This is a genomic window from Pseudoalteromonas sp. P80D2, assembly GCF_036680945.1.
Taxonomy (GTDB): Bacteria; Pseudomonadota; Gammaproteobacteria; order Enterobacterales; family Alteromonadaceae; genus Pseudoalteromonas; species Pseudoalteromonas shioyasakiensis.
The window spans coordinates 45,596-59,520 of the sequence record NZ_JAZDAR010000022.1 but is presented as its reverse complement, the minus strand read 5'-3'; the positions used below and the strand labels follow the sequence as shown (position 1 = coordinate 59,520).

Sequence of the window (13,925 nt, the reverse complement as noted above, 5' to 3'; positions counted from 1 at the left end):
AATTAAAGTACCCCGTTATCAATTTGTTGAGCAAGCCAAGTTGAATTACGCATTGCCAGTGTCATGATGGTGAGCGTACAGTTTTTATGAGGGTTAGAAGCAAATACGCCCGCATCCATTACAAATAGGTTATTACAATCCCATGTTTGACCCCATTGATTGGTGACTGAGTCTTTCTTTGAGCTGCCCATTCGTGTGGTGCCCACTTCGTGAATGATTTCGCCACCTTTTGAAATTGCTTTTTCAGCAGGCGGGAGTTCGCCAACGGTCGCCCCCATGTTTTCTAGAATTTGTTTCGCGGTTTTTAAACCATGTTCGATTTGCTTTAATTCTCTGTCAGACCACTTAAAGTGGAATTTTGATACTGGAATACCCCATTTGTCTTTAACGTTTTCGTCAATTTCCATGTAGGTATCTTTGTTCGGTAACATCTCGCCACGCAGCGCAAAGCCAACGTAAGAGCCATATGCTTCACGAATTTGTTGTTTAAGGGCAGGGCCATAACCTTGTTTATCACCCGACACCCCCGAGCCCGGCTGACCAAAGCCACTGCCAATTTCAAAGTGATAACCTCGTGGGAAATCTAATTCATTGTTAGCTTGTGCTTGATGACCCCACCAAGGAATAAATAAGTGGTTAGCGGTATGTCCATCTTCGTTATAACGTGGGCGACCTTTAAGTGCCGGAATTTGCGCACCTAACCATGCACCCGTCGAATCCATTAAGTTTCGACCTACTTGGCCACTTGAGTTAGCAAGGCCTTTCGGGTGCTTTTTATTCTTTGAGTTTAATAAAATACGTGCTGATTCACAGGCGCTGGCCGCTAAGATAACCACATCGGCATCAATAGCGTGTTCCGTTACTGTGTGTTTATCAACATAAGTGACGCCCGTGACTTTACCTTGCTCATCAACCTTAACTGATTTAACCATAGCATCGGTAATGACTTTTAAGTTTCCGGTGGCTTTTGCCATTGGCAGTAATGATGTCGTAGTTTGGAAAGCAGCACCAATTGAGCAACCAGAGCCACAAGGTGTTGCATAAAAACACGCCATGCGATCATCTTTCGGGCGAGTTAATACCGCGCGATGCATCGGCACTGCTTGAATGCCCATTTTCTTTGCAGAAGCGGCAATTAGAAGTTCAGGCACACGCGGTTTTGGTGGCGGCTGTAAAATACCCGGTGACGAATCTGGCATATCTTCATGGCCTGTATTAGTGCCACATACGCCAACAAGCTCTTCTGTTTTATCGTACCAAGGTGCTAAATCAGCGTATTCAAATGGCCAGTCGGCACCGTGACCATCACGGCTTTTACCTTTAAAATCGTGCTCACTAAAGCGTAATGAATAGCGGCCCCAGTGGTTTGTTCGACCACCTAACATACGGGCGCGCCACCAATAAAAGTCGCTCCCTTTGGCGCTAGTGTATGGCTCATCAGGTACTTGCCAGCCGCCATCAACGGTTGCATCGTAAAAGCCAAAGTTTTTGTCTTTGTTACCTGCACCCATAAGCGGGGCTTCGCTGTTACGACGAAACATTGGGCTTTCTGTTTTCGGGTCATAATTACGGCCCGCTTCAAGTAATAACACTTTGTGACCAAGTTTAGTTAGTGTATAAGCGGCCATTGCACCACCAGCACCAGAGCCAACAACCAATACCTTGTGTTTAAATTCAGACATCTTATAGCTCCTTGATTTTTATATTTTTAAACCACACTTTGTCACCGTGGTCTTGAAGCCCAATATGACCTTGCTCAGCCGTTGCAAAGTTTTTCCAAGTTGCAAACTTACTGCCTTTAACAAGGGTATTCCATGTTGTACTACCAATCACAATGCTGGTGGTGCTAATACCGTTTTGCCAAACTTGTAAGTGGTTGTCTTGCATTTTTATACGCACGTGGTTCCAGCTATTTGCTGGCTTGTGCGCCGCAACTGGTGCAGCAAATAAATCGTAAATCGAACCTGCTAAGTGCGAGTCAATTTCGGTATCTGGGTGTTCTTCGTTATCGATAATTTGAATTTCAGGTGCATGAGAGTAAATCATCTGTCCGGTTTCATCAGCCAATACAAAAATACCGCTATTACCTTTGGTAGAGATTTTCCAATCGATCTTTAATTCAAAGTTTTGGTACTGCTTTTTAGTAAGCAGGTCGCCACCACCTTTGGTTAATGTCATAGCGCCATCTTCAACGACCCATGCAGGATTTAAAGATTCGCTTTTAAAATTACGCCACTGCGACATATCTTTGCCGTCAAACAACAACTGCCAGCCAGCTTGCTTTTCTTGTTGTGTAAGCTGATTGTCAGCCGCATTAGCGAGTGCACAGCTACTAACGGTGAGCATTAAAGTCAGTGCTTTAAGAGATTTAAACATAGTGTTCCTCGACGATTTACTTGCTTAAGACGCACATTTTTCGGTGCGTTTGTTGTTATTAATTACTAAATGCAACCCAATGAATGCGACGATTAAAATAATTGGGAAGATCAGTAGGTTTTGTAATACAGCCTGTCCGGCTAAAATTTCAATTTGTTCTGCGCTTGCGCCACTTGCTTCTGCTGATGAGCGTGCCGTATCTATCCAGCTACCAATTACAGGGTTCCAGATGCTCATAGCAAACATGCCTGCACCGCCCATTAACGACATACCCAGCGCCCCTGACTTTGGAATGTATTCAGCAACGCAGCCAAGCATGGTTGGCCAAAAGTAGGTAACGCCAAGTGCAAATAATATGGCTGCCATATAAATCATGCTGCCCTCGGCTTGGCTCATCATGAAGATACCTAAGCTTGCACAAATGGCAGAGCCAAGTAATACACCGGTAGGGTTGAGCTTATGCACAATAGGGCCTGCAAAGAAGCGACCAACCGCCATTAGGCCAGTGATCAAGGCTAATACCACCATAGGAGATGCACCCGATGAACCTAAAATACGCTCAATCCATTGTTGTGTGCCAAATTCAGTGGTTGCGGTAAACGTCATGCAGGCCATTAAAAAGATGTATAACGGCGTAAATAAGTGGCGAATATTGCTGCTGGTAGAGTGAGTGCGTGTATCAAAGCGTGGGAATTGTGCTTTGATCAGCATAGCGCCATAGATAACCGTAGGAACTAAAATTAACGCCACTTGCCATTGCCAGTTTAAACCCGATCCCGACATAAAATTCGACGCAAGTGCGCCTATCACAATGCCTCCAGGGAACCAAACATGAAAACGGTTTAGCATAGTGGTGGTGTTTTTAGGGTACATTTCTGCAATCAGTGGATTACAGCCCGCTTCAACAGCCCCGTTGGCAAAACCAATTAAAAAGGTAGAAACCAGTAAGCCCCAAAAACCATCAGCAGTGATAGTTAAAACAAGACCAAGTAAATGACAAATAAACGCTAAAGCCACTAATTTCTTAGCGCCAATGGCATTATAAATAATACCGCCGACCATAGTCGCAACGGGAAAACCTAAAAATGCCATGGCATTAACCCAACCTAATTCGGTGTCGGTTAAGCCAAACTCACTGCCAAGTTGACCCAAAATACCAGCACGAATGGCAAAGGTCATAGAGGTCACAATCAGTGCTATACAGCAAAGCCGAAAGACTATGCGGTTATAATTATTGTTGTCCATATTGTGTGTCCTGTGTGTTCAATTGTTGTCGGTTTTATAAACCTAAAATTCGATTATTACGCTCAGTGTTTGTTGCGCCACTGGCAAAATCGTCAAAGGCTTTGTCTGTTGGGTTTATTATGTGTGCTTTAATAAACTCAGCGCCTTCTCTTGCCCCATCTTCTGGGTGCTTTAAGCAACATTCCCATTCAAGTACAGCCCAACCATCAAAACCATATTGAGTTAACTTGCTGAAGATTTGCTTAAAATCTACTTGGCCATCACCTAAAGAACGAAAACGCCCCGGTCGGTCTTGCCAGTTCTGAAATCCGCCATAAACACCTGAGCGGCCATTTGCGATAAATTCGGCATCTTTGACATGAAACGCCTTAATGCGCGAATGATAGATATCGATAAACGCTAAATAGTCGAGCTGTTGCAATACAAAATGGCTCGGATCATAAAGAATATTCACGCGTGGGTGATTATTGGTTGCCGCTAAAAAGCGCTCAAATGTCACACCATCATGTAGGTCTTCACCCGGATGCAATTCATAACACACGTCCACGCCATACTCGTCAAAGCAATCTAAAATGGGTAACCAGCGCTTAGCAAGTTCACTAAAGCCTTGTTCAACAAGCCCTTGTGGACGCTGTGGCCACGGGTAAAAGGTATGCCATAAAAAAGAACCCGAGAATGTCGCATGGGTTGTTAAGCCAAGGTTTTTACTTGCTTTAGCAGCCATCATCAGTTGCTCTGTTGCCCACTTTGTTCGCGCTGCAGGGTTACCTTTTACATGCTCTGCGGCAAAGTTATCAAACATTTCATCGTACGCAGGGTGTACAGCAATTAACTGGCCTTGCAAATGTGTTGATAGCTCTGAAATTGTAAGTCCATACTCTGTGGCAATACCAGTGACTTCATCGCAGTAATGCTGGCTTTGAGCTGCTTTTTCTAAATCGAAAATTTCAGGGTTTGAGGTTGGCACTTGAATCGCTTTGTAACCTAAACCGCTTGCCCATTCACATAAACCTTGAAAGCTATTGAACGGGGCTTGCTCTGAAATAAACTGCGCCAAAAATATTGCTGGCCCTTTGATTTTATTCATTCTTTATTATCCAATCTGTAATTTGTGCCATTTAGTATCTTGTTTAGCTGAAGCAACAACATGCTCAATAAACGCCATACCACGCACAGCCTCATTGATGCCTGGCACATCAAATGCTGAATTTATTGCGTTATCGCCTTGCTTAAATGCATGAATTTGTGCTGCAAAATTGCTGTAAATGTTGGCAAATGCTTCAAGGTAACCTTCTGGGTGGCCGGCAGGGGCACGCAGGGCATTTTGCGTGTCAGGGTGTAATTCACCCACGCCTGCTCTAAGTAATGTTGCGGCTTGATTGTGGCCTCGTAGCCATAAGTTATTAGGCTCAAGTTGCGACCATTCAAGGCTGGCTTTATCGCCATAAATACGCAGGCGTAAGTTGTTTTCATCGCCAACAGCAATTTGGCTTGCCAGTAAAACGCCTTTACAGCCATTATTGAATCTAAGCAGCACAGTGCCATCATCATCGAGGGCTCGGCCTTCAACCACATGATTTAAATCGGCGCAAAGCTCGGTGATTTCGAGATCAGAGACATACTCGGCTAAGTTAGCTGCATGCACGCCAATATCGCCCATACAACAACTAATGCCAGCCTTACTGGTGTCTAGACGCCAGCTCGCTTGCTTTGAGCCCTCGTCTTCACTTTGAGATAACCAGCCTTGGGTGTACTCAACAATCACTTTACGTATTCTGCCTAGCTCGCCAGCTTTAACGCGATGCTTGGCTTCTTTGACCATAGGGTAACCAGTGTAAGTGTGGGTCAACCCATATAAAACTTGCTGTTTTGCAATAATGCTTTGTAATTGCTCTGCTTCTGCAAGAGTCAGCGTTGCAGGTTTATCTGATAACACATGAAAGCCGTGCTCAAGCGCCATTTTCGCGACCGGAAAATGCAAATGGTTTGGCGTGACAATAGCCACAAAATCGATACGCTCATCAGCAGGTAATTTTGCTTCTTCGGTAAATAGCGTTTGGTAACTGTCGTAGCAGCGGCTGCTATCAAGCCCAAGTAGTTCGCCAGTTGCTTTACATTTGTTTGCGTCTGAACTGAATGCACCTGCAACAAGCTCAATCATTCCGTCTAATCGCGCTGCAATTCGATGAATAGCGCCAATAAAGGCACCATCGCCACCGCCTACCATTGCCATGCGGATCTTAGCTTTGCTCATCTTAAGCGCTCCTAATTTAAATAGTGTTTGCTACTGTTAATATCATGTTATTGATAATAGGAAAGCTTAGCCAATAAGCGCTAATAAAAATTCGGTTGACAATGCAACAAAATCGGCGTTTAAAATATATAGGGCTGTTCTTTATTGAGACAAAATTAAGCGATGGATATTCAAGAAATAATAAAAAAAGCTGGCGTAAATCAGCTAATTGCTGCATTTGATTTACTGCCAGATATCCTCTTTTGGGTAAAAGACACAGATAGTAGAATCTTGCATTGTAATCAGCATTTTATTGAGCATCAGGGTTATAAAACACTGGAGCAAATATTGCTAAAAACAGACTTCGATTTTTCACCAAAACACCTCGCGTTTCAATACGTCAATGACGATAAACGGGTGATGGAAGGCTACATAGTAACCGACCGTTTAGAGCTTAACCAAACCCAACAAGGTGAGCTTGGTTGGTTTTCTACATCAAAGCATGCTTTAAAAGATCACGATGGCAATGTGATCGGCACTTACGGAGTGACCCGACATTTACAAAAAACCTCAAAAGCGCTTTCTCATGTAAGGGCAATTGAAGAGCCGGTAAAATTTATTCGCGAGCATTATCATCGTCAGATCAGCATTGATGAATTAGCAGAGCTTGCACACTTGTCGGTGAGCGCCTTAGAGCGTCGTTTTAAAAAGCACTTAGCAAAAACACCCAATCAATTTATTAACGAAGTGCGGCTAGAAAATGCCCGCAAGCTACTGATTGAAACGCAACTGCCCATTTCACAAGTGGCCTACCAGTGCGGGTTTTCTGAACCGAGTTACTTCAGTAAACAATTTCGGCGTTTGTTTGGTGAAATCCCTTCACAAATGCGCTCGCAATTAGGTGATTAAATTGCCTCTCTTGCCATTAAAATAGCCCCTTGCTCTGCACTGGCAAGGGCGCGGGTTAAATGCGCTTTACTGGCATCAGTTAAGTAAGGCGTGATAGCACTAGCAATACCGCCCATCAAAGTAACGTTTTCAATACCTTGCTTTTCAAAGTAAGCGATATAGCGGGTAATGTATGCGCACGCTTCATTGATTAATTGCTGGCAAAAAGCATCGTCAGAATGGCTAAAAACGAGCGGCGCAAATTTGGCAAGCTCAGCCGGGCGCGCTGATATTAAACGCTGACTTAACGCTTGGCTTGAGTGGCAGTTAAGTTGGGTGAGTAGGGCATCTATAGCCGCTGAACTATGCGCAACACCATCAAGTACTGCAAATGCTTTTCGGCAAAGTTGTAAGCCTAACCAACCACCACTGGCACCATCGCTCAGTAATAATCCGTAACCACCTAATTCGCTAAATTGGTTTTGTTGTTGGTAACCCGCACAAAAGCCCGTACCAAGAATAATCACTGCGCCATCATGGTGTTGATGTGCGCCTTTACAGGCAATTAGCATGTCTGTTGAGAGGGTAAACTTGGCAAAAGGATGCTCCCATTTGGTCATAGCTTGATAGGCAGAGTCGATATTAGCACCGGCAAGCCCTGCATGCGCATAAGTGTTTTTCAGCTCGCTTAAGGCAAGCCCTGCCTCATGAAAAGCAAGTTCAGTAGCGTGAAGTATTGACTCTTGGCTTTGTTGGCAGCTGGTGGCCACGTTTGCTGAGCCACTTATGGCTTCGCTAAGTAGTGAGCCATTTTCGTTTTCTAAACGAACTTTACACTTACTGCCACCGCCATCGATACCTAAAAAATACGTTGCCATGATTAATCCTTTGAAAGAAGCTTATTGATAGCCTCAGCGTTAATTGCACCGTTTTCGTTGTGCACACATGAGTGTACATGCACAGCTGCATTGGCTGAATGGTTTTTTATTAATTGCCAAAGAGCTTCAGCGTTTTCTATGGTCACACCACCCCCCATAACAATTTCTATCTGATTAGCGCTGTGCACTAAGTATGTGTTGAGCTGATTTAGGCCATCAACAGCACTTTGGCCGCTTTGCCACGGCGTGCCTGCTGTTAATACGCGGTCAACTCCTAAACTAATCAGTTTATCAAGTGCGCTTAACGGGTTTGTTAGGGTGTCGAATGCACGGTGAAAGGTCACCATCAGACCATGCTGTTTGGCTGTGGCAACTAAAGAGCGGGTCACTTCTAAATCAAGTTCGCCGTGTTTAACTGCCCCAAATACCACGCCATGCGCTCCCGCACTCGCTGCCATTGTTATTTGTTTTTGCATAACTTGGTGGCACTCAGCACAAACAATAAAATTACCTGCTTTGGGGCGTATCATCACCACTAACTCTGCACTATTAGTCAGGCTTTTTACAGCGCAATCAATCGCATTAACACTTGGTGTTAAGCCACCTAGGTGTAAATTACTGCACAATTCAAAGCGCTTTGCGCCTAAGTTACTAGCCATTGAAATGTTGTTAGCGAGCTGCTTAAAGCACCCTTCGTTTAGGCATACTTCAAGAAATTTACCATTTTTCATGGGCGTGTTTTTACCATATCTATTACACCTATTTTTTAGTCACTCAATTTCTGAGTCATCAATAAATACGCAATATGTTAAATTATTATTTATTATCAATATCTTAAATGTATTTTTGAGTTTGTTTTGCTGAGCCAGTTAACTCAGATTCGCTGAGCTTAACTATAATTCAGAAAGTATAAAAATGAATATAAAATATTCCTAACGCCGATTTTGTCATATCTCTCACCGAATTTTTATTATCACTTTTTGACCACTCACCCTATTCTGAGTTTGAGTTTAACAAGCTGTTAACTACCAATAATCAGTTTAAAAACCGACAACAATAAATCGTTTTTGCAGGGGCTAAAACCTCTTATACAAAAACAGAACACACAACTGGAGATAGGCATGGGCAAGCAAACTGTAATAAAAACAAAAGGGCAAGGAAGGCATTTTAAGCGTAATGCAATTTTGATTTCGCTACTGGCGGCAATCAATACAAGCTATGCAGCAGAGCAAGCAAATGATGATGTAGAAGTGATTGAAGTTCGAGGTATTCGTTCTTCAACCGCAGAAAACTTAGCAATAAAACGACTTTCAACGGCAACAGTTGATGCAATCACCGCAGAGGATATTGGTAAGTTTCCCGATAAAAACGTCGCTGACTCATTGCAACGTGTATCGGGCGTTTTGATTGACCGCGACGGTGGCGAAGGTAGCCGCGTGAGTATTCGTGGTACGTCACCAGATTGGACTCTCACCCAATTAAACGGTAACTATATTGCTTCATCAGGTTCAGGTACTCCTACCCGTAGTTTTAATTACACGTTATTGCCTTCAAGCATGATCAAAAGTGTAGAAGTGTACAAAAGTGCTGAAGCACGCATCGATGAAGGCGGTATTGGTGGTACAGTTATTTTACACACCCGTAAACCGCTCGAGATGGAAGCAAACTCAGGGGCGTTAAGTGCCGAGGTGACTTACGATGATGTGTCTGAGGACACAAAGCCGCAAGTTAACATGCTGTATTCATGGAAAAATGAAGACGAAAACTTTGGTGTATTGGCCGGTTTTACTCGTCAAGATCGCACCGTAACAACCATCACTAACAACGCATCACACTGGCGTTTTCACTCAGATACCGTTGAAGGCGCAGAGCGTCCAGCGCTGGTAGACCAAGCCACTGGCGAAGTTTACAACAATGTATGGGCGCCTCGTGCGATGAGTGTTAATAACTCAAACCAAGACCGTACACGCGATGGTTATCAAGTCGCTGTGCAGTGGGCACCGAGTGACAGACTTGATTTAAACTTTAACTATTTTGGTGCCAAGTTAGGCTACGACCAAACAGGGCAAAGCATTACCTTTGCCGAGTGGAATGATAACCACAACCCGTATTACGGCATTGTGCTTGATGGCGATACTGTGGTTGCCTACGGTAATGGCGATAATGGTTTACTTAATGATAATAACTGGGGTGATGCCGATGTAAATGGTGGTGTGGCTGTTCGCCGTGGTTTGTTATCACCGCAGTTAACAGGACGTGAGCGTTTTGGCGAGTCAAAATCAAACACCTATGATTTTGAAGGTACTTATTATGGCGACACTTACAGCATTACAGTAAAACTTGGTCATACTGAAGCTGAAGGCGGAACTTCAAAAGAAACCTACGCCAATATTGATGCACGTTTAGGCTCAGTAAACAGCTGGTTGTGGTCTATTGAAAACGGAAAACCAAGCTACGAAGTGTCGACTGATTTAGCCACCGATAAAGAAGCATACCAGTATTATGATTGGTTTGACTCTTACTCATCTGAAAATGAAGACTCAGAAGATTACATTCAAACAGATGTAAAATTTGACCTTGATGGCAACTTTTTCACCCGTGTGTATGTAGGTGCTAAATACCGCGACCACGAAATCAAAGGTATTCGTAACGACTTTCGTTGGGATGACGGTATAGCGGATAACGGTGGCTACCGCGGCTACTTACCAGGAACTGAGTGGTTCCATAATCCAGATTTTCACCCAGATGCACCAACATTGGTAAGCGACCATGTAGTTGATAACAGTGCAGGTGATACAGGTGCATTTAACTTCTTAGCATTTGATTTTGGAGCCCTTGATAACTACTTAAAAGAAAACTTTAGCCAAACAGTGGTGCCAACACTTTCGGGCACGTACGCCCTAGAAGAAAAAATTTGGTCCGTTTACACCCAAGCTGATTTTGAATGGCAAGACTTCCGCGGTAATGTCGGTGTGCGCTATGTTAATACAGAGCTTAGCACCTTGACCTACGATGATGTCATTGGTCAAGACGATGACGATACCGATCCAAATGAGCGCAGTAGCGATGGCAGTGAAGTACTACCAAGCTTTAACCTTGCATGGGATGCAACCGAAGATCTTGTGGTGCGCTTTGCAGCAGCACGCACCATGGCAAGAGTGAGCTATTCAGACTTAAGCCAAGCAGAGTCATACGGTCCTCCAGTTAATATTAACTCGCCAGATTCATGGACTGGCCGTGGTAATGGTACCTCGGTAAACACAGGCCTTGAACCTATGTTATCTGATCAATTCGATTTGGGTATTGAATGGTATTACGGCGATGGCTCTGCACTGGGTGCCACGTTATTCTCTAAAGATATTTCTAATTTACCAATTTCGACCGTAGAAATTGTAGAGCGTGAACACGATTGCTGTAACGGCCCAATAGAAGTCGAAATGAACACCAAAGTAGGTGGTGGTGATGCAAAGTCAGAAGGTTTAGAGCTGTTCTTCCAGCACTCATTTGATAATGGTTTTGGTATTTTAACTAACTATACCTACACAGATACCAGCACCAGCGAAGTCTCGACAGACGGGCAAAAAACAGAGGCCGAAATACCAGGTACCGCTAAGCACCAATATAATGTGTCGGTGTACTTTGAAAATGACGACTTTAGTGTTCGTGCGTCTTACAACTGGAAAGATGACCGTGCCAACGGTATTCACCAAGGCTACAACTTGTATACCAAAGATTATGGTCAGCTAGATGTGAATGCTTCGTATAACTTAACAGAGGATCTTTCGTTTACCGCGTCAGTGGTGAACCTAACAGAAGAAATAGAAGAAGGATATTGGAAACAAAGCAATCGTTTTACCTATAACCAATATTCAGGCCGCCGTTTTTACCTAGGCGCAAATTATAATTTCTAACCCAAGAGATGTTGTTTGTTGCAACCTAAAAAGGTACTTTTATTAAAGTACCTTTTTCTTTTTTAAGACAATAATGATTGAATTTGTAAAAACAACGGAGCAAGACAAAGCCTATTTACTCGACTTAAGATTAAATACCATGGTTGAGCACTTAGAAAATCAGGGGTTATTTTTATCACTTGAGCAGCATAAAGCAAGAGTAGCAGAGCACTTTGAATACAGTCATTTAGTGTTAAATGATGGGCAATGTGTAGGCGCAGCCAAATTCATCGTGAGTGACCAAGCAATCAGTTTATTACAGCTACAAATTGCACCTAAAGAGCAGGGCAAAGGGTTAGGCACTAAGGTGTTAGATGCACTCAAAGCGCAAACAGCAGAGATCAATTTAACGGTGCTAAAAGCGAATCCAGCTTATGGGCTATATCAGCGGGCAGGGTTTAAAACTCTAGGCGAAGACGACTATGAGTTTCATATGCAGTGGCAGAAATAAAAAAGGGCGCTGTTATAAAAACTAAGCGCCCAATTTTGACTATTTCTTTTCTTCGTCAGGTAAGGTGACGTTTAGCTCAAGTACGGCTAAGTCATCTTCGTTTTGGTCAAACTGCACCTGAACAGCATCAGTGTTTACATTCACGTATTTACGAATAACATCAAGGATGTCTTGTTTTAGCTGTGGTAGGTAATCTGGTGTACCACGCTGTGAACGTTCGTGCGCGACAATGATCTGCAATCGCTCTTTTGCTAATGACGCACTGCTTTTCTTTTCTGAGCGGAAGTAGTCAAGTAAAGACACATTAACCTCCAAAAATCCGTTTAAATAAGCCTTTTTTCTCTACGTCTAAGAAACGAAAATCAACAGTTTCGCCTAATAAACGATTGATTGCATCTGTGTATGCTTGGCCTGCATCCGATTCACCATCAAGGATAACCGGTTGACCAGAGTTCGATGCACTAAGTACAGCTTGTGATTCAGGAATAACGCCCAGTAGTTTAATCGCTAAGATTTCTTGTACGTCTTCTACCGAAAGCATTTCGCCTTTTTCAACACGCTCAGGATTATAGCGAGTTAATAGTAGATGTTCTTTTACGCTTTCTAGGCCTTCTTCAGCACGTTTTGATTTGCTGTGTAAAATGCCAAGAATACGGTCAGAGTCACGTACTGATGATACTTCTGGGTTCGTTGTTACAATCGCTTCATCAGCGAAGTACATTGCCATCATTGCACCAGCTTCGATACCCGCTGGAGAATCACACACAATGTAATCAAAATCTTTTTTCAGCTCGTTTAATACGCGCTCAACACCGTCACGGGTTAGGGCGTCTTTATCACGGGTTTGTGAGGCAGGTAAAATATGCAGCTTATCAACGCGCTTATCTTTAATAAGTGCTTGATTTAGGTTAGCTTCGCCATTGATTACGTTTACGAAATCATAAACAACACGGCGTTCACAACCCATGATAAGGTCAAGATTACGTAGACCAATATCAAAGTCGATAATAACGGTTTTAAAGCCCTTAAGCGCTAAACCTGTGCCAATCGCAGCACTCGATGTGGTTTTACCAACACCACCTTTACCAGAAGTAACGACAATCACTTTTGCCATGAGATTTATCCTTTAACCAAAGCTGAAATTTCTAATGAATCATTTTTTTGTTGGATTTGTACTGCGCTGCCCCAGTGTTCACCTTGTAGAGAGTCGCTGATCCAATAACTACCATTAATCGAAACAAGTTCTGCTTCTAATTTTTGGCAAAATATATTTGCTTCGTTGTAACCTTTAGCCCCTGCAATTGCACGGCCGCGAAGGGTGCCATAAATGTGCACGTTGCCATCGCTAATCACTTCGGCGCCATGACTTACAGCACCAATTACGATTAGGTCGCGGTCTTTTGCATACACTTGCTGGCCCGAACGTACAGTGCCATGAATAACTTGCGCAGGCAGGTGAACGGTTTTTTCAACGATAGATGTATTTGTTTGTTGTTTAGCGGTTGCACCCTTAACGTCTTGTGAATAATTTAACACCGACAGGCCCGCAGCTTTTGCGCTTTCGTTTTGCTCTTGAGAGCCATTACAAACCCCAACAGGGTTTAACGAAAGGCCGCTTAACATTGATTTTAAGAAAGAGAAATCAAGCGCTTCATCTTGTACGTCGCTTAAGTTGATTACGATAGGCGCACCGGCAAAGAACTTAGGTGCTTGGGCGATTTTCTCATCTAACTGCTTACTTAAAAGGGCTGTATCTGCTGAAAATAAATGTAAAACAGATAACGTAAAAAGGTTCCCTTTTAATTCAAAAATTTGTTCCGACATACACGCTCAATTGAATTGTCTGGATTAGCATTATTTAAGTATAAACACAGGCTGAACAAGGCATATACAGTAAAAATCTA

13 protein-coding genes are annotated in these 13,925 nt (G+C 43.3%); 3 read left to right on the top strand and 10 right to left on the bottom strand.

What is annotated here, in order from left to right; translation table 11 throughout:
* Positions 1-2 precede the first annotated feature (2 nt).
* The 5 genes from VRK28_RS02865 to VRK28_RS02845 are packed head-to-tail and all read right to left on the bottom strand — an operon-like array spanning position 3 to position 5,875.
* Complete coding sequence (locus VRK28_RS02865) at positions 3-1,682, bottom strand: GMC family oxidoreductase (protein ID WP_253048735.1); 1,680 nt, start codon at positions 1,680-1,682, stop codon at positions 3-5.
* Between the two features lies 1 nt (position 1,683).
* Complete coding sequence (locus VRK28_RS02860) at positions 1,684-2,376, bottom strand: 3-keto-disaccharide hydrolase (protein WP_253048733.1); 693 nt, start codon at positions 2,374-2,376, stop codon at positions 1,684-1,686.
* Between the two features lie 24 nt (positions 2,377-2,400).
* Entirely contained in the window at positions 2,401-3,621 is a 1,221-nt protein-coding gene (locus VRK28_RS02855) for an MFS transporter (RefSeq protein ID WP_253048731.1), read from the bottom strand.
* A 34-nt stretch (positions 3,622-3,655) separates the two neighbouring features.
* Complete coding sequence (locus VRK28_RS02850; protein ID WP_250660573.1) at positions 3,656-4,708, bottom strand: sugar phosphate isomerase/epimerase family protein; 1,053 nt, start codon at positions 4,706-4,708, stop codon at positions 3,656-3,658.
* A gap of 6 nt (positions 4,709-4,714) precedes the next feature.
* Positions 4,715-5,875, bottom strand: coding sequence for a Gfo/Idh/MocA family protein (locus VRK28_RS02845; RefSeq protein WP_253048729.1), 1,161 nt, complete (start codon positions 5,873-5,875; stop codon positions 4,715-4,717).
* Positions 5,876-6,037: 162 nt separating this feature from the next.
* Between VRK28_RS02845 and VRK28_RS02840 the strand changes: the two genes are divergently transcribed.
* Complete coding sequence (locus VRK28_RS02840) at positions 6,038-6,763, top strand: AraC family transcriptional regulator (RefSeq protein WP_054552042.1); 726 nt, start codon at positions 6,038-6,040, stop codon at positions 6,761-6,763.
* Here VRK28_RS02840 and VRK28_RS02835 read toward each other — a convergent pair.
* Positions 6,760-7,620, bottom strand: a complete 861-nt coding sequence (locus VRK28_RS02835) for a BadF/BadG/BcrA/BcrD ATPase family protein (protein WP_253048727.1) — start codon at positions 7,618-7,620, stop codon at positions 6,760-6,762. The genes VRK28_RS02840 and VRK28_RS02835 overlap by 4 nt on opposite strands.
* A 2-nt stretch (positions 7,621-7,622) precedes the next feature.
* The gene (locus VRK28_RS02830) at positions 7,623-8,351 is read right to left on the bottom strand and encodes a copper homeostasis protein CutC (protein ID WP_130167599.1); all 729 of its coding nucleotides are present in this window, start codon (positions 8,349-8,351) and stop codon (positions 7,623-7,625) included.
* Positions 8,352-8,741: 390 nt separating this feature from the next.
* Here VRK28_RS02830 and VRK28_RS02825 point away from each other — a divergent pair, with 390 nt between their 5' ends.
* Both VRK28_RS02825 and VRK28_RS02820 read left to right on the top strand, forming a co-directional pair.
* Positions 8,742-11,531: a TonB-dependent receptor gene (locus VRK28_RS02825; protein ID WP_332393223.1), complete on the top strand. Its 2,790-nt coding sequence runs from the start codon at positions 8,742-8,744 to the stop codon at positions 11,529-11,531.
* A gap of 73 nt (positions 11,532-11,604) precedes the next feature.
* Positions 11,605-12,021, top strand: coding sequence for a GNAT family N-acetyltransferase (locus VRK28_RS02820; RefSeq protein WP_062565625.1), 417 nt, complete (start codon positions 11,605-11,607; stop codon positions 12,019-12,021).
* A 39-nt stretch (positions 12,022-12,060) separates the two neighbouring features.
* On the opposite strand, the gene minE is transcribed toward VRK28_RS02820, so the two are convergent.
* The 3 genes from minE to minC are packed head-to-tail and all read right to left on the bottom strand — an operon-like array spanning position 12,061 to position 13,845.
* The gene (gene minE / locus VRK28_RS02815) at positions 12,061-12,324 is read right to left on the bottom strand and encodes a cell division topological specificity factor MinE (RefSeq protein ID WP_054552047.1); all 264 of its coding nucleotides are present in this window, start codon (positions 12,322-12,324) and stop codon (positions 12,061-12,063) included.
* A 1-nt stretch (position 12,325) separates the two neighbouring features.
* The gene (minD, locus tag VRK28_RS02810) at positions 12,326-13,135 is read right to left on the bottom strand and encodes a septum site-determining protein MinD (protein WP_054552048.1); all 810 of its coding nucleotides are present in this window, start codon (positions 13,133-13,135) and stop codon (positions 12,326-12,328) included.
* A gap of 5 nt (positions 13,136-13,140) precedes the next feature.
* Positions 13,141-13,845, bottom strand: a complete 705-nt coding sequence (minC, locus tag VRK28_RS02805) for a septum site-determining protein MinC (protein WP_054552049.1) — start codon at positions 13,843-13,845, stop codon at positions 13,141-13,143.
* Between the last annotated feature and the right edge of the window lie 80 nt (positions 13,846-13,925).

Excerpts from the sequence above, each read along its gene's own strand:
- VRK28_RS02845 (WP_253048729.1), bottom strand. The coding sequence starts at position 5,875 with ATGAGCAAAGCTAAGATCCGCATGGCAATGGTAGGCGGTGGCGATGGT.
- minC (WP_054552049.1), bottom strand. The coding sequence starts at position 13,845 with ATGTCGGAACAAATTTTTGAATTAAAAGGGAACCTTTTTACGTTATCT.
- minD (WP_054552048.1), bottom strand. The coding sequence starts at position 13,135 with ATGGCAAAAGTGATTGTCGTTACTTCTGGTAAAGGTGGTGTTGGTAAA.
- VRK28_RS02830 (WP_130167599.1), bottom strand. The coding sequence starts at position 8,351 with ATGAAAAATGGTAAATTTCTTGAAGTATGCCTAAACGAAGGGTGCTTT.
- VRK28_RS02825 (WP_332393223.1), top strand. The coding sequence starts at position 8,742 with ATGGGCAAGCAAACTGTAATAAAAACAAAAGGGCAAGGAAGGCATTTT.
- VRK28_RS02860 (WP_253048733.1), bottom strand. The coding sequence starts at position 2,376 with ATGTTTAAATCTCTTAAAGCACTGACTTTAATGCTCACCGTTAGTAGC.
- VRK28_RS02835 (WP_253048727.1), bottom strand. The coding sequence starts at position 7,620 with ATGGCAACGTATTTTTTAGGTATCGATGGCGGTGGCAGTAAGTGTAAA.
- VRK28_RS02820 (WP_062565625.1), top strand. The coding sequence starts at position 11,605 with ATGATTGAATTTGTAAAAACAACGGAGCAAGACAAAGCCTATTTACTC.
- VRK28_RS02865 (WP_253048735.1), bottom strand. The coding sequence starts at position 1,682 with ATGTCTGAATTTAAACACAAGGTATTGGTTGTTGGCTCTGGTGCTGGT.
- VRK28_RS02840 (WP_054552042.1), top strand. The coding sequence starts at position 6,038 with ATGGATATTCAAGAAATAATAAAAAAAGCTGGCGTAAATCAGCTAATT.
- VRK28_RS02855 (WP_253048731.1), bottom strand. The coding sequence starts at position 3,621 with ATGGACAACAATAATTATAACCGCATAGTCTTTCGGCTTTGCTGTATA.
- VRK28_RS02850 (WP_250660573.1), bottom strand. The coding sequence starts at position 4,708 with ATGAATAAAATCAAAGGGCCAGCAATATTTTTGGCGCAGTTTATTTCA.